General features: G+C 58.9%; 16 protein-coding genes and 1 pseudogene. 6 read left to right on the top strand and 11 right to left on the bottom strand.

Features of this window, described 5'->3' with window-relative positions; genetic code table 11:
- Nucleotides 1–2: 2 nt before the first annotated feature.
- The 4 genes from tauA to CUN63_RS11215 all read right to left on the bottom strand — a co-directional run bounded on the left by tauA (nt 3) and on the right by CUN63_RS11215 (nt 5784).
- The gene (tauA, locus tag CUN63_RS11235; protein WP_129439430.1) at nt 3–980 is read right to left on the bottom strand and encodes a taurine ABC transporter substrate-binding protein; all 978 of its coding nucleotides are present in this window, start codon (nt 978–980) and stop codon (nt 3–5) included.
- 256 nt (nt 981–1236) lie between these two features.
- Entirely contained in the window at nt 1237–2820 is a 1584-nt protein-coding gene (gene gshA / locus CUN63_RS11230; RefSeq protein ID WP_129439428.1) for a glutamate--cysteine ligase, read from the bottom strand.
- Nucleotides 2821–3076: 256 nt separating this feature from the next.
- Nucleotides 3077–3460: a PaaI family thioesterase gene (locus CUN63_RS11220; RefSeq protein ID WP_008149280.1), complete on the bottom strand. Its 384-nt coding sequence runs from the start codon at nt 3458–3460 to the stop codon at nt 3077–3079.
- Nucleotides 3460–5784 (bottom strand): Tex family protein, encoded by a 2325-nt coding sequence (locus tag CUN63_RS11215; protein ID WP_129439424.1) that lies wholly within the window; start codon nt 5782–5784, stop codon nt 3460–3462. The genes CUN63_RS11220 and CUN63_RS11215 overlap by 1 nt, the downstream gene beginning before the upstream one ends.
- A gap of 361 nt (nt 5785–6145) precedes the next feature.
- Here CUN63_RS11215 and ompR point away from each other — a divergent pair, with 361 nt between their 5' ends.
- Complete coding sequence (gene ompR / locus CUN63_RS11210) at nt 6146–6886, top strand: two-component system response regulator OmpR (RefSeq protein WP_129439422.1); 741 nt, start codon at nt 6146–6148, stop codon at nt 6884–6886.
- A 115-nt stretch (nt 6887–7001) separates the two neighbouring features.
- On the top strand, nt 7002–8315 hold the full coding sequence (locus CUN63_RS11205; RefSeq protein WP_129439420.1) for an ATP-binding protein: 1314 nt from the start codon (nt 7002–7004) through the stop codon (nt 8313–8315).
- A 165-nt stretch (nt 8316–8480) separates the two neighbouring features.
- Here the strand turns inward: CUN63_RS11205 and rimK are convergent, their stop codons facing one another.
- From rimK to CUN63_RS11190, 3 genes are read right to left on the bottom strand one after another with little or no spacing between them, the layout of a single operon-like run.
- On the bottom strand, nt 8481–9386 hold the full coding sequence (rimK, locus tag CUN63_RS11200) for a 30S ribosomal protein S6--L-glutamate ligase (protein ID WP_129439418.1): 906 nt from the start codon (nt 9384–9386) through the stop codon (nt 8481–8483).
- A complete protein-coding gene (locus tag CUN63_RS11195; RefSeq protein ID WP_176471525.1) occupies nt 9383–9844 on the bottom strand; it encodes an ATP-dependent zinc protease in 462 nt (153 codons plus the stop codon). Before CUN63_RS11195 ends, rimK begins: the two co-directional genes overlap by 4 nt.
- Before the next feature lie 34 nt (nt 9845–9878).
- A complete protein-coding gene (locus CUN63_RS11190; RefSeq protein WP_129439416.1) occupies nt 9879–10658 on the bottom strand; it encodes an EAL domain-containing protein in 780 nt (259 codons plus the stop codon).
- A 116-nt stretch (nt 10659–10774) separates the two neighbouring features.
- Here CUN63_RS11190 and CUN63_RS11185 point away from each other — a divergent pair, with 116 nt between their 5' ends.
- Nucleotides 10775–11182: an RNA-binding S4 domain-containing protein gene (locus CUN63_RS11185; protein WP_129439414.1), complete on the top strand. Its 408-nt coding sequence runs from the start codon at nt 10775–10777 to the stop codon at nt 11180–11182.
- A gap of 203 nt (nt 11183–11385) precedes the next feature.
- Here CUN63_RS11185 and CUN63_RS32125 read toward each other — a convergent pair.
- A pseudogene (locus CUN63_RS32125) lies at nt 11386–11574 on the bottom strand (phosphoesterase); the annotation flags it as partial.
- Between the two features lie 104 nt (nt 11575–11678).
- Here CUN63_RS32125 and hslO point away from each other — a divergent pair.
- The 3 genes from hslO (at nt 11679) to CUN63_RS32120 (ending at nt 14453) form a co-directional block, all read left to right on the top strand.
- Nucleotides 11679–12581 carry an Hsp33 family molecular chaperone HslO gene (hslO, locus tag CUN63_RS11175; RefSeq protein WP_008149293.1) on the top strand — a complete coding sequence of 301 codons (903 nt, stop codon included), beginning with the start codon at nt 11679–11681 and terminating at the stop codon, nt 12579–12581.
- A gap of 182 nt (nt 12582–12763) precedes the next feature.
- Nucleotides 12764–14305, top strand: a complete 1542-nt coding sequence (locus tag CUN63_RS11170) for a phosphoenolpyruvate carboxykinase (RefSeq protein WP_129439410.1) — start codon at nt 12764–12766, stop codon at nt 14303–14305.
- Between the two features lie 16 nt (nt 14306–14321).
- Nucleotides 14322–14453 (top strand): hypothetical protein, encoded by a 132-nt coding sequence (locus CUN63_RS32120; protein WP_256657693.1) that lies wholly within the window; start codon nt 14322–14324, stop codon nt 14451–14453.
- Here the strand turns inward: CUN63_RS32120 and CUN63_RS11165 are convergent.
- The 3 genes from CUN63_RS11165 to CUN63_RS11155 all read right to left on the bottom strand — a co-directional run bounded on the left by CUN63_RS11165 (nt 14450) and on the right by CUN63_RS11155 (nt 16724).
- Nucleotides 14450–14803: a DUF1493 family protein gene (locus CUN63_RS11165; protein WP_129439408.1), complete on the bottom strand. Its 354-nt coding sequence runs from the start codon at nt 14801–14803 to the stop codon at nt 14450–14452. The genes CUN63_RS32120 and CUN63_RS11165 overlap by 4 nt on opposite strands.
- A 114-nt stretch (nt 14804–14917) precedes the next feature.
- Nucleotides 14918–15214 carry a hypothetical protein gene (locus tag CUN63_RS11160; RefSeq protein WP_123367054.1) on the bottom strand — a complete coding sequence of 99 codons (297 nt, stop codon included), beginning with the start codon at nt 15212–15214 and terminating at the stop codon, nt 14918–14920.
- A gap of 382 nt (nt 15215–15596) precedes the next feature.
- Nucleotides 15597–16724 (bottom strand): hypothetical protein, encoded by a 1128-nt coding sequence (locus CUN63_RS11155; protein ID WP_129439406.1) that lies wholly within the window; start codon nt 16722–16724, stop codon nt 15597–15599.
- Between the last annotated feature and the right edge of the window lie 50 nt (nt 16725–16774).

The following is a 16774-nucleotide window of genomic DNA, read 5'->3' as shown; positions in this document are numbered from 1 at the left end:
GATCAGTTGGTGATGTATTTGGCGCTGACGTAGGGGGCGTAGTCCGGTAGCACGGCTTCAACCTTGCCTTGTTCTTTCAGGAACGCGGCGGTGTCGGTGATGGCCTTGGTGGTCGGCGCGCCGAGGGTGATCACCTGATCAGCCGCCAGCGGGAAGACGTTGCCTTGCAGCAGCAACGGAATGTCGCTGGCCTTGGCGCCGGAGAGTTTCACCAGCTTGTCGACATTGGATTGGTTGGCGAGCCAGGCTTTCGGGTCTTTGCGGTAGTCGGCGTAGGCATCGAGGGTCACTTTGGCGAACGCGGTGACGATTTCCGGGTGCTTCTCGGCGAAGTCTTTACGCACGATCCAGGCATCAAAGGTTGGTGCGCCGAACTTGGCCAGTTCACCGGAGGTGATCAGCACTTTGCCATTTTCCTTGGCCACGCCGAGGGCTGGGTCCCACACGTAAGTGGCGTCGATGTCACCGCGTTTCCAGGCGGCGACGATCGCCGGTGGTGCGAGGTTGAGGACGGTGACTTTCGACGGGTCGATGTTCCAGTGCTTCAGGGCGGCCAGCAGGCTGTAGTGGCCGGTGGAAACGAACGGCACGGCGATTTTCTTGCCGATCAGATCCTGCGGGGTGTTGATCCCGGAACCGTCGCGGGCAACCAGGGCTTCAGCGGCGCCGATCTGCGTGGCGATGAGGAAGGTTTCTACCGGGACTTTACGGGTGATCGCCGCCGTCAGGGGGCTGGAACCGAGGTAACCGATCTGCACGTCGCCGGAAGCGATGGCGGCGATGATGTCGGCGCCGTTGTCGAATTTGCGCCAGTCGATCTTGGCGTTGGTGGCTTTCTCGTACGCGCCGTCGGCCTGGGCGACTTTCGCCGGGTCTACGGTGGTCTGGTAGGCGACGGTGACGTCAGCCGCCTGGGCAAAGAAACTCACCGCAGCCAGAGACGCGGCCGCCAGCAGGCGAAGGGGGAAAGTCAGTTTCATTGAGAAGCTCCTTGTCAGGCGACCGAGAGTCGGCGTGAAAAGGAGACTAAATGATATAAGAATCGGAAAATAAATAACTTTTTCGAATGAGCTTATGAGCGGAAAATTCTAAAGGATCAAAAGATCGCAGCCTGCGGCAGCTCCTACAAAGGTAGCGTGCGAATTCAAAATTGCGTGGTGCGGGCAAAAAAAAATCGCAACCCTGGCACCGTCCCGTAGGAGCTGCCGAAGGCTGCGATCTTTTGACAGGCGCCGCTTAGTTGCTGATTGCCAAAATACTCGCCTGATACGACCCGACAAACACATCGAAATCGCCCACCTCGTTCTGCTCCAGCTCGACCTGTTCAGCCAGCGACGAACCTGCCCGGTCTTCAAATTTCGCCTGGTCTTCGCTTGAAAGCGGCTCGCTGCGGAAAAACTCCGCATGCGCGCGGCTCTGACGCAGGGAGAACTGAGCAAAGCTTTCCTTATGCTCAGCCATCGCCGCCAATACTTGGGCCGACGGTGTGCGGGACGGATCCTTGATCTTCTCCAATTGCACGTCCAGCGCCTTGCTATGCGCATCGCCGCCATGACTCTGATCCAGCATCGCCGCCAGTGGTGCAATCTTCTCCAGCAACTCGCCGGCCCACTCTTTCAGGTCCACCGGATGACCGTCGCGTTGCAGTTGCAGGCCCGGGCGGCGACCTTCCTTGACCACGCTGAGGAAGTTCGAGGTCGCGTTGCCGCACGAGGTGTTGGTCAGCAGCGGGCTGTCGTTCAGCGCGCAATACAGCAGGAACGCATCGAGGAACCGCGACTCCGGCAGGTCGATGCCCATCGGCAGGAACGGGTTGATGTCCAGGCAACGCACTTCAACGTACTGAATGCCACGGGCCACCAGCGCCTGAATCGGCCGTTCGCCGGTGTACGTCACGCGTTTCGGGCGAATGTTGGAGTAGTACTCGTTTTCGATCTGCAGGATGTTGGTGTTGAGCTGAACCCACTCACCGTCCTGATGCGTGCCGATTTCGACGTACGGCGAATACGGTGTGGCGACCGCTTTGCGCAGGCTGTCGGTGTAGCTCGCCAAGTCGTTGTAGCACGGCGTCAAACCGGCCTGGGCGTTGCTCTGGTAACCCAGGTCACTCATGCGCAGGCTGGTGGCGTACGGCAAGTACAAGGTGTCCGGGTCCAGTTGTTCCAACTGATGCGAGCGGCCACGCAGGAAACCGGCGTCCAGCGCTGGCGAAGCACCGAACAGGTACATCAGCAGCCAGCTGTAGCGACGGAAGTTACGGATCAGCGCGATGTAGGCCGACGACTGATAGTCACGGTCGGTGCCGACAAAGCCTTCAGCTTCCTTGAGCAGCGGCCAGAGCTTTTCCGGCAAGGAAAAGTTGTAGTGGATCCCGGCGATGCACTGCATGGTCTTGCCGTACCGCAGGGCCAGGCCCTTGCGGTAGACGTACTTGAGCTGACCGATGTTGGAGGTGCCGTAATAGGCAATCGGGATGTCTTCCTCGGCCGGCAACGGGCACGGCATCGATGGACTCCACAGGTACTCGTTGCCGAGCTTGCTGTAGGCAAAACGGTGGATCTTGTCCAGGCTCGCCAGCGTCTCCGCCGGGTCGGGCAGGGCGGGCGTGATGAACTCCAGCAGCGACTCGGAATAGTCGGTGGTGATTTGTTCGTTGGTCAGCGCGGAACCCAATTCTTCCGGGTGCGGCGTTTGCGCCAGGCGACCTTCGCCGGTCACGCGCAGGCATTCACGTTCGATGCCGTGAAGGCACTGTTCGAGCAGAGAGAGGTTAGCGCGCTCGCCGAGCAGAGCCAGGCGGCGGTTGAGAAGTTCGCTCAAGTTGGATTCCTTCACGCGTCAGTCGCCCCAATATGGGGGTGGGCAAGACGGTCTACAAGGGTGAAGTTGAAACTGGCGTTGTCGCCTGGTTTTGGATCGCCACAATCCCTGTGGGAGCGGGCTTGCTCGCGAAGAGGGCGTGTCAGTCGGCACTTAAGTCGTCTGGCACACCGCCTTCGCGAGCAAGCCCGCTCCCACAGGAAACTCCGACGCTGCGGTCACAGCGCCGAAATTAACTCAAATTGATGGCATTCATCTACAGGACAGCGAACGTGCCTTGTGCTTTTGCGACGAGTTTGTCGCCTTGCATCACGTCAGCTTCGACCACCAGCGTGCGGCGGCCCGGGTGGATCACCCGCGCGGTGCACATCACTTCACCGTCTGCGACGGCGCGAATGTAATTGATCTTGCACTCGATGGTCGCGCTCTGCTGGTCAAAACCATGGGTGCTGGAACAGGCCAGCCCCATGGCAATGTCCACCAGACTGAACAAGGCCCCGCCGTGCAGCTTGCCACCGCGATTGCGCAGTTCTGGTGCAAGCCCGAGGGCGACTTGCGCCACCCCGGTCTCCAGACTGTGCAAGCGACACCCCAGCAACTTGAAAAAAGCGCTTTCGGTCAGCCCGGCCGGGATGTCCATCAGCGTTTCTTCAACTGCTTGGCGTTGGCGAACAGCGAAGCCATGGCGTTGTTGGCCGGAGCCGCCGCCGTGGTTTCCTTACGCGGTGCGGTGTTCTGGGACTGGCGTGGCGCCGAACCCGGACGTGCACCACGGGCACCGTCGATTTTCTCGCCCGGCGTGTCGCTCATGCGCATCGACAGGCCAACGCGTTTACGCGGGATGTCGACTTCCATGACCTTCACTTTCACCACGTCACCGGCCTTCACCGCTTCACGCGGATCCTTGATGAACTTCTCCGAAAGCGCAGAGATGTGCACCAAACCGTCCTGATGCACGCCGATGTCGACGAAAGCACCGAAGTTGGTCACGTTGGTCACCACGCCTTCGAGGATCATGCCCAGCTGCAGGTCCTTGAGGTCTTCGACGCCTTCCTGGAACTCGGCGGTCTTGAATTCGGGACGTGGATCGCGGCCAGGTTTTTCCAGTTCTTGCAGAATGTCGGTGACTGTTGGCAGACCGAAGGTTTCGTCGGTGTACTTTTTCGGATCAAGACGCTTGAGGAAGCTGGCGTCGCCGATCAGTGAGCGAATGTCGCGGTCGGTCTCAGCGGCGATGCGCTGGACCAGCGGATAGGCTTCCGGGTGAACCGCAGACGAATCCAGCGGGTTGTCGCCGTTCATGACGCGCAGGAAGCCAGCGGCCTGTTCAAAGGTTTTCTCGCCCAGACGAGCGACTTTCTTCAACGCCGCACGGGTTTTGAACGCGCCGTGTTCGTCGCGGTGGCTGACGATGTTTTGCGCCAGGGTCGCGTTGAGGCCGGAGATGCGGGCCAGCAGCGCCACGGAGGCGGTGTTCACGTCGACGCCCACGGCGTTCACGCAGTCTTCGACCACGGCGTCCAGGCCGCGCGCCAGTTTCAGCTGCGACACGTCGTGCTGGTACTGGCCGACGCCGATGGATTTCGGGTCGATCTTCACCAGCTCAGCCAGTGGATCCTGCAGGCGACGGGCAATCGACACCGCGCCACGGATCGACACGTCGAGGTCCGGGAATTCCTTGGAAGCCAGTTCCGACGCCGAGTAAACCGATGCGCCGGCCTCGGAGACCATGACTTTGGTCATCTTCATGGCTGGGTATTTTTTGATCAGCTCAGCGGCCAGCTTGTCGGTTTCACGGCTGGCGGTGCCGTTGCCGATGGCGATCAGGTCCACTGCATGCTTGGCGCACAGGGCAGCCAGCACGGCGATGGTCTGATCCCACTTGTTGTGCGGCACGTGCGGGTAAACCGTGGCGTGATCCAGCAGCTTGCCGGTGGAATCGACCACGGCCACCTTGCAACCAGTGCGCAGGCCCGGGTCGAGGCCTAGCGTGGCACGCGGGCCAGCCGGCGCCGACAGCAGCAAGTCGTGCAGGTTGTGAGCGAACACGTTGATCGCTTCGGTTTCCGCGCCATCGCGCAGTTCGCCCAGCAAGTCGGTTTCCAGGTGGGTGTAGAGCTTGACCTTCCAGGTCCAGCGCACCACTTCGCCCAGCCATTTGTCGGCGGCGCGGTTCTGGTTCTGAATGCCGAATTGCTGACCGATCATGCCTTCGCACGGGTGCATGGTGCCCGGCAGTTCGTCGCCGACTTTCAGCGCCGAACTCAGAATGCCTTCGTTGCGGCCACGGAAAATGGCGAGCGCGCGGTGCGACGGCATGCTTTTCAGCGGTTCATCGTGTTCGAAGTAGTCGCGGAACTTGGCGCCTTCCTCTTCTTTGCCGGCGATGACGCGGGCGCTGAGGGTGGCTTCCTGCTTGAGGTAGCTGCGCAGCTTGTCCAGCAGGCCGGCGTCTTCGGCGAAACGTTCCATCAGGATGTATTTGGCGCCTTCGAGGGCCGCCTTCACATCGGCGACGCCTTTTTCGGTATCGATGAAGCGCGCGGCTTCAGCGTCTGGCGTCAGGGTCGGGTCGTTGAACAGGCCGTCGGCCAGCTCGCCGAGGCCGGCTTCCAGGGCGATCTGGCCCTTGGTGCGGCGCTTCTGCTTGTACGGCAGGTACAAGTCTTCGAGGCGGGTTTTGGTGTCGGCGAGTTTAATGTCGCGTTCAAGTTGCGGGGTCAGCTTGCCTTGTTCGTGGATGCTGGCAAGGATGCTGATACGCCGTTCGTCGAGTTCTCGCAGGTAGCGCAGGCGCTCTTCCAGATGACGCAACTGGATGTCATCGAGGCTGCCGGTCACTTCTTTCCGGTAGCGGGCGATGAAGGGCACCGTGGAGCCTTCATCGAGTAGCGCGACGGCCGCTTCGACCTGTTGTGGGCGTACACCGAGTTCCTGGGCGATGCGGCTGTTGATGCTGTCCATAAAACCACCTGACAAATTGTGAAAGCAGGCTCGCAGGCGCAGAGATAAAGGCTCGGCGAGTCTGGTTGAGCGGCCTGGCCTGCGCCGCTACCTGGATCAACAGGTATCCCGTTGACCCGTGAAATCGAACAATTACTGCCCGTGCCATGAAAATAAAAAACGGCCACCTACAGTAATGATCAGACGTTGCCTGACACAAAAGGCCGCGCATTATAACCAGCGTTCTGTCATTCGGGGGCATCGCAGGCTGTAGGCATAAAGACCGGATTTCTGGCGATGAAGGAAAAATCTGCTAACAATGCACACGGTGCGTATAACGGCAGCTACGCCATAATGCGCGCCGAGATCAAAGGAGCATCTAATGAGCAGCACTGCAAACATTGCTGAAGGCGAAAAAATTCTTATTGTTGACGACGATCCAGGGCTGAGCAGCCTGCTGGAACGTTTTTTCGTCAGCAAGGGCTACCGCGCCCGCGCCGTACCGAACACTGAACAAATGGATCGCCTGCTGGCGCGTGAAGTGTTCAACCTGGTCGTCCTCGACCTGATGCTGCCCGGCGAAGACGGCTTGACCGCTTGCCGTCGCCTGCGCACCTCGAACAACCAGATCCCCATCATCATGCTGACCGCCAAGGGCGATGAGCTGAGCCGCATCAAGGGCCTGGAGCTGGGCGCCGACGATTACCTGGCCAAGCCATTCAACCCGGACGAGCTCATGGCTCGTGTCAAAGCGGTCCTGCGTCGTCAATCAACTCCTGTGCCGGGCGCACCGGGCAGCGAAGACGAAAGCGTGACCTTCGGTGACTACGAACTGTCCCTGGCCACCCGCGAGCTCAAACGCGGCGACGAAGTGCACATGCTCACCACCGGTGAGTTTGCGGTGCTCAAGGCGTTGGTCATGAACGCCCGTCAGCCACTGACCCGCGACAAGCTGATGAATCTGGCCCGTGGCCGCGAGTGGGACGCGCTGGAGCGCTCCATCGACGTACAGATTTCTCGTCTGCGCCGGATGATCGAGCCCGATCCGTCCAAACCGCGTTACATCCAGACAGTCTGGGGCGTGGGTTACGTGTTCGTTCCGGATGGCGCCGCCACCAAGTGATCGGTGATTTGTAGGAGCGGGTCTTGCGGGCAACGGGTCAGATGACCTTGCTCGCAGACTCGCGATCCGCAATATGCGAGCATCGCTCGCTCCTGCAAGTGTGTAGCGGTTATCCATGAAAACCCCCGTTTGGTTCCCCCAGAGTTTCTTCTCCCGCACCCTTTGGCTGGTGCTGATCGTCGTGCTGTTTTCCAAGGCGCTGACCCTGGTTTATCTGTTGATGAACGAAGACGTGCTGGTGGACCGCCAATACAGCCACGGCGTCGCCCTGACGCTACGCGCCTATTGGGCGGCCGATGAAGAAAACCGTACGAAGATTGCCGATGCCGCGACCCTGATCCGGGTAGTGGGCGCTGGCGTGCCGGAAGGTGAGCAACACTGGCCTTACAGCGAGATCTATCAGCGGCAGATGCAAGCGGAGCTGGGTGCCGACACTGAAGTCCGATTGCGAATGCATTCGCCGCCAGCCCTGTGGGTTCGGGCGCCAAGCCTGGGTGACGGCTGGCTGAAAGTGCCGCTTTACCCGCATCCATTGCGCGGCCAGAAAATCTGGAACGTGCTCGGCTGGTTCCTCGCTATCGGTCTGCTGTCCACTGCCTCGGCGTGGATCTTCGTCAGCCAGCTCAATCAACCATTGAAACGTCTGGTCTATGCCGCGAGGCAACTCGGCCAGGGTCGCAGTGTGCGCCTGCCGATCAGCGACACGCCGAGTGAAATGACCGAGGTCTATCGCGCCTTCAACCAGATGGCCGAAGACGTCGAACAGGCGGGGCGTGAGCGCGAATTGATGCTGGCGGGGGTATCCCACGACCTGCGCACACCGTTGACCCGGTTACGGCTATCTCTGGAACTCATGGGTGACCACAGCGACCTGAGCGACGACATGGTCCGCGACATCGAAGACATGGACGCGATTCTCGATCAGTTCCTGGCGTTCATTCGCGATGGTCGCGACGAGTCGGTGGAAGAGGTGGACCTGAGCGATCTGGTGCGCGAAGTCGCAGCGCCCTACAACCAGAACGAAGAGAAAGTGCGCCTGCGCCTGGAGCCGATTCAGCCGTTTCCGTTGCGTCGGGTGTCAATGAAGCGGCTGCTGAACAACCTGATTGGCAACGCCTTGCATCACGCGGGCAGCGGGGTTGAGGTGGCGGCTTATGTGTCCGGCGATACCAGCGCGCCGTATGTGGTGCTGAGTGTCATGGACCGGGGGGCGGGGATTGATCCGTCGGAGCTGGAGGCGATCTTTAACCCGTTCACCCGTGGCGACCGTGCCCGAGGTGGTAAAGGCACCGGGTTGGGGTTGGCGATCGTGAAGCGGATTGCTTCGATGCATGGCGGGAATGTAGAGCTGCGCAATCGGTCTGGTGGCGGGCTGGAAGCGCGGGTGCGATTGCCGCTTGGGTTGATGCTGCCGCGGGATGCGGTTTAAGAGATCAGCATTGTCGTTGGGGCTCAAGGCCTCTTCGCGAGCAAGCCCGCTCCCACAGTAGATCGTGTCAGACACTGATATTGTGTTCGCCACAGATCAAATGTGTGTGCGGGCTTGCTCGCGAAGGCGGCCTGCCCGTCACCACAAAAGCCGGCTTTTGTACCCTTAACCCTTGCCTTTGGTGCGCGTCATATTCGGCCCACCATTCTTCTCCAGATGCTCAATGATGATCCCCGCCACATTCTTGTTGGTGGTGGTTTCAATCCCTTCCAACCCCGGCGACGAATTCACTTCCATCACCAGCGGGCCGTGATTGGAACGAAGGATGTCCACACCCGCCACCGCCAAACCCATCACCTTCGCCGCACGCAATGCTGTCATGCGTTCTTCCGGCGTGATCTTGATCAGGCTGGCAGTGCCACCCCGATGCAGGTTGGAGCGAAACTCCCCAGGCTTGGCCTGACGCTTCATCGCCGCGATCACTTTGTCGCCCACCACGAAGCAGCGAATGTCCGCCCCGCCGGCTTCCTTGATGTATTCCTGAACCATGATGTTCTGCTTCAGGCCCATGAACGCCTCGATCACCGACTCCGCCGCCGTCGCCGTTTCACACATCACCACGCCGATGCCCTGAGTGCCTTCCAGCACCTTGATCACCAGCGGCGCGCCGTTGACCATCTCGATCAAGTCGGGAATGTCGTCCGGGGAGTGCGCAAAACCAGTGACCGGCAAACCGATCCCTCTGCGTGACAGCAATTGCAGGGACCGCAGTTTGTCCCGCGAGCGGGCGATGGCCACCGATTCATTGAGCGGGAACACGCCCATCATTTCGAACTGGCGCAACACCGCGCAGCCATAAAACGTCACCGACGCGCCAATCCGCGGGATCACCGCATCGAAACCCTCCAACGGCTTGCCGCGGTAGTGGATCTGCGGCTTGTGGCTGGCGATGTTCATGTAGGCGCGCAGGGTGTCGATCACCACCATTTCATGGCCACGTTCGGTACCGGCTTCGACCAGACGACGAGTGGAATACAGACGCGGGTTCCGCGACAGCACAGCGATCTTCATGCAACACCTGTGGAGGAGGTAGATACCGGGAACACCGGCTTGTCTTGTACGTACTTAATGCCTGGATTGACCACCAACTGGCCGTCGATCAAGGCTTTTGAACCGAGTAACAGGCGATAACGCATGGACTTGCGGCAGGCGAGAGTGAACTCGACCCGCCAGACCCGATCACCGAGGGCCAGAGTGGTGCTGACCACGTAACGCATCTGCGCGTGGCCGTTGGAGCTTTTGATGGTCTTCATCGTCACCAGGGGGGCTTCGCAGCGCCGGTGACGCAGTTGCACCACCGTGCCCAAGTGAGCAGTAAAGCGCACCCACTGTTCCCCGTCGCGCTCGAACGGTTCGATATCGGTGGCATGCAGGCTGGAGGTGCTGGCGCCGGTGTCGATTTTTGCGCGCAGGCCCGCGACTCCCAAATCCGGGAGCGCTACCCACTCGCGCAGACCGACAACGGTCAAATGGTCAAATGTCTTCAATAGGAAAAACCGGCGATTAACGCGTCCAGGTCCCAGGTGTTACCTGGGCCAACGCTTTGAATGCGGGCTTGGCGAACCAGTAACCCTGCATCAGAAAAATTCCACAGTCCGCCAGGAAATCCCGTTCTCCGGCGCTTTCGATCCCTTCGGCAATGACTGTAACGTTCAGCTCCGCACAGATTGTGACAATCCCTCGAACGATAGCCTGACGAGCACGATCACGGTCGACATCGCGGATCAGTGCCATGTCGAGTTTGATCAGGTCCGGTTGGAAATCAGCGAGCAGATTGAGCCCCGAGTAGCCCGCGCCGAAATCGTCGATGGCGGTCTTGAAGCCGAATTCGCGGTATTCACGCAGAATATTGGTCAAATGGCGATAGTTATCTACGTGCTGGCTTTCCAGGGTTTCGAAAATCAACCGGTCGATGGGGAAGTTGTGTTTTTTCGCGGCTTCCAGCGTGCTGCGAATACACAGTTCCGGGCGGTACACGGCGTTGGGCATGAAGTTGATCGACAGATGCGTCTGCATCCCCAGATTCGCTGCGCCTTCAATGGCTCGGGTCCGGCAGAGCTGATCGAAGCGGTAGCGGTTGTCCTCGGTGATCTGATCGAGAATCGACAGCGCACCCTCACCCTTTACGCCGCGCACGAGTGCCTCATGGGCGAAAATCGACTGATCTCGCAAATCGACGATCGGTTGGTAAGCAAAGGCAAAATCGAAGCCCAGCGGCTCGCTTTGCTGGCAACCCTGGCAACCGCCCTGGGGCGAGGTCAATGAAGACGGAAATATTGTCACTCGATCACTCCATGCCGGTGAGCCGGCCAAGACCACATTCTATCTGGAGGGCCGAGTTCTTGCGCCCGACAGAAACGGTAGTACAGTTCCGAGTATTCACCGAGAGAGGAATTCCAGTGGCACAAAAACAGGAAGAGGACGACAAAGTCCGTCTCGATAAATGGTTGTGGGCCGCGCGTTTTTATAAAACACGTGCCTTGGCCAAGGCGGCGATTGAAAGCGGCAAGGTGCATTGCCGGGGCGAGCGCTGCAAACCGGGCAAGGAACCGAGGATCGGCGATGAGTTTCAGATTCGCGCAGGGTTCGAGGAACGCACGGTGGTGGTTCAGGCGCTGTCGATCGTACGCCGTGGCGCGCCAGAGGCTCAGGCGCTCTACGCTGAAACCGACGCCAGCATCGCCAAGCGCGAGGCGGCTGCGGCCATGCGTAAGGCCGGTTCGCTGGGTGTGAGCACCGATGGCAAACCGAGCAAGAAGCAGCGACGGGATTTGTTCAAGTTCCGTGGAAGCAGTAACGACGAGTAAGACAATTGTTTCTGTGTTGCCTGTGAGGCAGCCTTCGTCGGATCGCCGCCCGGAGCAAGCCCGCTCCCACAGGTATTGCGCAGTCCTTGTGGGAGCGAGCTTGCTCGCGATCGAGTGCGAAGCACTCGCCAGGCGTGCCTGACTATCAGGCGCTACGCACCACCCACCACCGCATCGACGGAACGCAGACTTGCAATTGCTTAAACGTGTAGCCATATCGGGTTAATCGCCAGCAGCGCGTTGGATGGGTGAAAGCGCCACTCGTCGCAAACCACACGCAGCCTCTGACCCGTAGGCCATAACCAGAAGGCCAGCAGCGCCAGAGGTAAGGAATTGCATAAAGCCATCCGGCGAAGGTTCCACCTTGCTTGGAACAAACCCGGATTGTTCATAAAATGCCTCCCATGGCTGAACATTGCGCACCAAAATGGTGCCGAAGAGGCGCAATTTCTCGCTGTTTGAAATCATTTTGTCATTACTTCAGATACCCAGACCTATGACCGATTTACCGGATACCGACTACACCCAACGCTTCATCTTCGATGACAGCGACACCCGCGGCGAGCTGGTTGCGTTGGAGCGTAGCTACGCCGAAGTCCTCGCTAAACACCCGTACCCGGAGCCGGTTGCACAACTGCTCGGCGAGCTGATGGCGGCGGCGTCGTTGTTGGTCGGCACCTTGAAGTTCGATGGCTTGCTGATTCTCCAGGCCCGTTCCGAAGGTCCGATCCCGCTGCTGATGATCGAGTGCTCCAGCGAGCGCGAAATCCGTGGCCTGGCCCGATACGAGGCCGACCAGATCGCGCCGGATGCGACCCTCGCCGACCTGATGCCCAACGGCGTATTGGCGCTGACCGTCGACCCGACTCAGGGCCAGCGTTACCAGGGCATCGTCGACCTCGATGGCGAAACCCTGTCGGAGTGCTTCACTAACTACTTCGTGATGTCCCAACAAGTCGGTACGCGTTTCTGGTTGTACGCCGATGGTCGTCGCGCCCGTGGCCTGTTGTTGCAGCAGCTGCCTGCTGATCGATTGAAAGATGAAGAAGAACGCGCCGCCAGCTGGCAGCACATCACCGCGCTGGGCAGCACCCTGACCGCCGATGAATTGCTGAGCCTGGATAACGAAACCATTCTCCATCGCCTCTACCACGAAGAGCAGGTTCGACTGTTCGATGTGCAGAAACTGCGCTTCCGTTGCAGCTGCTCGCGCGAACGTTCTGCCAATGCGCTGGTCAGTTTGGGTCTGGAAGATGCCCAGTCGCTCGTGATCGAACATGGCGGCAACATTGAGATTGATTGCCAGTTTTGCAATGAGCGCTACCTGTTCGACGCCGCCGATATCGCTCAATTATTCGCAGGTGCGGGTGTTGATACGCCGTCAGATACCCGGCACTAAAACGGTTCAGCGCAGGTAAATTCACTGCTTAACGCCGGAATAACGCCGTTACGACGGGAGGGCCCTACTATTTTTGGGCTTTTCTGGCATAATCCGGCCCACTTTTTGTCGCGGTAGTAGTGCACGACTTTCTACTACAAAACGTTTGGAGCACACTCGGCCACTGGCCGACGGGGAATCTCATGACGCAAGCCAATAACGCCGTGTACACCGATCTGAGTGTTGATGATCTGGTAAAAGAAGCTCTGAGTCGCGGTGAGGGCGAGCTTGCCGATACCGGCGCGCTGACTGTTCGCACCGGTCACCGCACCGGCCGCTCACCAGTCGATCGTTTCATCGTTGACGAGCCGTCCACTTCGGCTTCCATCGCCTGGGGCCCGATCAACCGCAAGTTCCCGGCCGACAAGTTCGATGCCCTGTGGGACCGCGTTGAAGCGTTCAACAACGCACAAGAGCATTTCGTTTCCCACGTGCATGTAGGTGCGTCTGAAGACCACTACCTGGCCGTGAAGATGACCACCCAAACTGCCTGGCAGAACCTGTTCGGCCGTTGCCTGTTCATCAACCCGGAAAAATACAACCCGGCTGGCCGTGATGAGTGGCAAGTGCTCAACGTTGCCAACTTCGAGTGCGTGCCAGAGCGTGACGGCACCAACTCCGACGGTTGCGTGATCCTCAACTTCGCTCAGAAGAAAGTGCTGATCGCCGGCATGCGTTACGCCGGTGAAATGAAGAAAGCCATGTTCTCGGTGCAGAACTACCTGCTGCCGGCTGCCGACGTACTGCCAATGCACTGCGCCGCCAACATCGGCGAAGCGGGCGACGTGACCCTGTTCTTCGGTCTGTCCGGCACCGGCAAAACCACCCTGTCCGCCGATGAAAGCCGTTACCTGATCGGTGACGACGAGCACGGCTGGGGTGAAGGCGTTGTCTTCAACATCGAAGGCGGCTGCTACGCCAAGTGCATCGACCTGTCCGAGAAGAACGAGCCGGTCATCTGGAAAGCCATCAAGCACGGCGCAGTCCTGGAAAACGTCGTTATCGATGACGCCAAGCACGCCGACTACACCGATGTCAGCCTGACCCAGAACAGCCGCGCCGCCTACCCGCTGGAGCACGTCGCCAAGCGTTCCGAGAAAAACCTCGGTGGCGAGCCAAACGCTGTGATCTTCCTGACCTGCGACCTGACCGGCGTACTGCCGCCAGTGTCGATCCTCAGCGAAGAACAAGCGGCCTACCACTTCCTGTCCGGCTACACCGCACTGGTGGGCTCGACCGAAATGGGTTCCGGCAGCGGCATCAAGTCGACCTTCTCCACCTGTTTCGGCGCACCGTTCTTCCCGCGTCCGGCTGGCGAATACGCAGAACTGCTGATCAAGCGCATCCGCGGCTTCGGCTCCAAGGTCTACCTGGTCAACACCGGCTGGACCGGCGGCGGCTACGGCGTCGGTAAACGCTTCAACATCCCGACCACTCGCGGCGTGATCGCAGCGATCCAGAGCGGCGCGTTGATCGGTGCTGAAACCGAACACCTCGACACCATCAACCTCGACGTGCCGTTGGCTGTGCCGGGCGTTGAGACTGGACTGTTGAACCCACGTAATACCTGGGCTGACAAGGCTGCTTATGATGAAGCCGCTAAAGCACTGGCTGGGTTGTTTGTTGAGAACTTCAAGAAGTTTGAAGTGAGCGACGCGATCAAGGCTGCTGGGCCGAAGCTGTAAGGCTTGGATTTAGCGAATGAAAAAGCCGCCCTTTGAGGGCGGCTTTTTTGTGCGTGCAATTCAGGCCGTCAGGGACACCTTAAGTGCCATTATTCCAGCCGAAAAGGCGCTAAACGACCAGAATAATGGCACTTACGCGTTCAGCTAGATTCCTTCCAATTCCTGTGTGTCCCACCGTTGCAACTTGATCGCTTGGTAAATCATTCCGATAGTCAGAGGGATCTTGTCGCCACGCCCCTTGGCCCGGCGCTTGAGGAATACGTCAAAGCCTTCGGGCTGGAAGTAGCGATAGGCGTCGTAATCGATGAAGTCGATGGCGAACTGTTCTTCCAGCGTCTCCATCAGGTGGCGCGCATCGGTGCCGTTGCAGCCAAAGTCGAAGTTAATCGAGGTGGTGAGGCTGATGGTTTTGCGTTCTGGCAGACCGAGCTCTTCGTGCAGCAGCTGCATGAGCAGATGCATGGTTTGGTCGTCGGGGAAGTCGGGGGCGAAGTTCATTGCGGAGTGTCCGATTGGGCTTGGGTGGAGCTTATTGATCGTCGGGCCCTGGGGGAAGGACCGACTAACTTGAGGCATTCCCACGCAGAGCGTGGGAACGATCTTCGCTCGGCGTCAGGTTGGTGCTTTCCAGCCCATCATGCGTTGTTGCGCGACTTTCAGCAGGTCGCAGCCGTCCTGAGTCAACAGGTAGAGGGCGTGGGTGATATGCGGGATGTCTTCCACGTCACCGTTTTTGAAGCATTGGCAATGTAGGGTTTTGAGTAGGTCGCCGGAGGCTCTGATTCGCTGGAGGGCAGCTTCGAGAATGTCCTGGGGGTTGGCCTCTGTGTCGATGATCAGGGGTGGGGAATCGGTGAGGTTTGTTTGGAGGGGGCGGTAGCGATCGGGGAACGGGTTCAATTTGTTCATTTTATGTATTCTCAAATGCATCAGATGAAACCACCACCATCGTGACCAAGCGATGGAGGCGGACTGTGTTCGGGTTGGTCAACCGGAGGAATACATAAGACCGGCACGCCATAAGGCGTCCCAAACACAGCCACCATATAGCGTGCAGACACTTGAGGTGCCGGCAGCATACAACGGACGCGTTTATGTATTCCATCGAGTGACCAAGCCCGAGACGCTGATTTGGCAGCGACAGCCCGACTATAGGTGTGAGCAGCCGGGCAGCGATAGACGACAAAGAGTCCCCGCATGTAGGAACGGGATGAACCTTGGCTAGGCCGTTTCTATAGGAGTTTTCGCGAGGATTTTCTCGTGCTTTTCCGCCACGCCGCGTCCTACCACCTCAACGAATATGCTGATACGCCGCCACATCCAGCAGGCCAGTAGTCAGCCCGGTCGCCGGCGCGTAGATCGTGCCTTTCACTGCCGAGAACTTGACCCCATTACTACCCAGCGAAACGTAACGCTCACCCTGGTCCAGCTCGGTGAAGTAGGTGTATGAGCACTTTTCCATCGCTTTGTATTTCGCGGCGGTACTGACCATGGTGTTGTGGTGGTTCTGCAGGGCGGCCGGGGTCAGGTTGAGGGTTTTGTTCAGCGGCACGCCCCAGCGCTTCAGGCACACTTCGGCAAAGTGGCGGACGATCAGACCGGGTTCGGCCAGTGCTTTAGGGCCGCTGACACCGTCTGCTGCGGCGTTGCCAACCAGCGTGCCATGGCGGCCGGGCATCGGGTAGATGTGGGTTCGGGTGCCGGTGGCCGTTTGCGGGATGACGCAGCTGAAGCCTTTGGAGCGCTCGTCCCGTGCGTAGAAGCCGACGTATTCTTTTACATTGGCATTCAGTTTTACTTTGTCTTCCTGAAAGTTGCCGATGCCCGGTACCGGATCAATCGCAAAGATATTTACCGGGATGTTCTTCAGTGTGCTGTCCTTGAACATGGCATTGGCCAGCATATGACAACTAATACCGCCGCGGCTCCAGCCTACCAAGTTTACCTTGGTAGGAATAATGCCGTCCTTGCGAAACGTTTTAATGATTTGTTCTTGTAACTTCTGCTGGGTCACACTGCGGTCGCCGTAGTTATATTTACGCCACAGCCAGGAGCCTTCGACGATCACGTCTTCGATTGGAATGCCAGCAGCCTTCAGGCGGTTGTATTCGGTCTCGGTCAGTTTTTCACGCTGCCAGTCACACTGACCTTTGATGATGTTGATGGCGTGCTTTACGTTCTCCTCCCAGCCCTTGCCGAACAGCGTGCCGCTCAGGCCGTAGTCCTTGGATTTAGTGAACAGCTCATCAGCTTGCAGGTTGCTGGTGCCAGGGCCGTCAATGACGATCCATTCGGCAAACTCTCGGCCAGCATGATGGGAGGCCAGTGCCGAAACCAGTTCGCCATTCCAGTAAGTTGGGTTTTGGTTGTCAAATTTAGTCGAGCCGGTACCGCAAAAGAAAATAGTTAATGTAGTCATTGTTGTGCTCTTGTTTGGTTTAAGAGCGTGCAGACTAGTTTGAGTTATTT

This window comes from Pseudomonas sp. ACM7, assembly GCF_004136015.1.
GTDB classification, from domain to species: Bacteria; Pseudomonadota; Gammaproteobacteria; order Pseudomonadales; family Pseudomonadaceae; genus Aquipseudomonas; species Aquipseudomonas frigoris.
The sequence above is the reverse complement of the archived record's forward strand: the minus strand, read 5'-3'. Positions and strand labels throughout refer to the sequence as shown.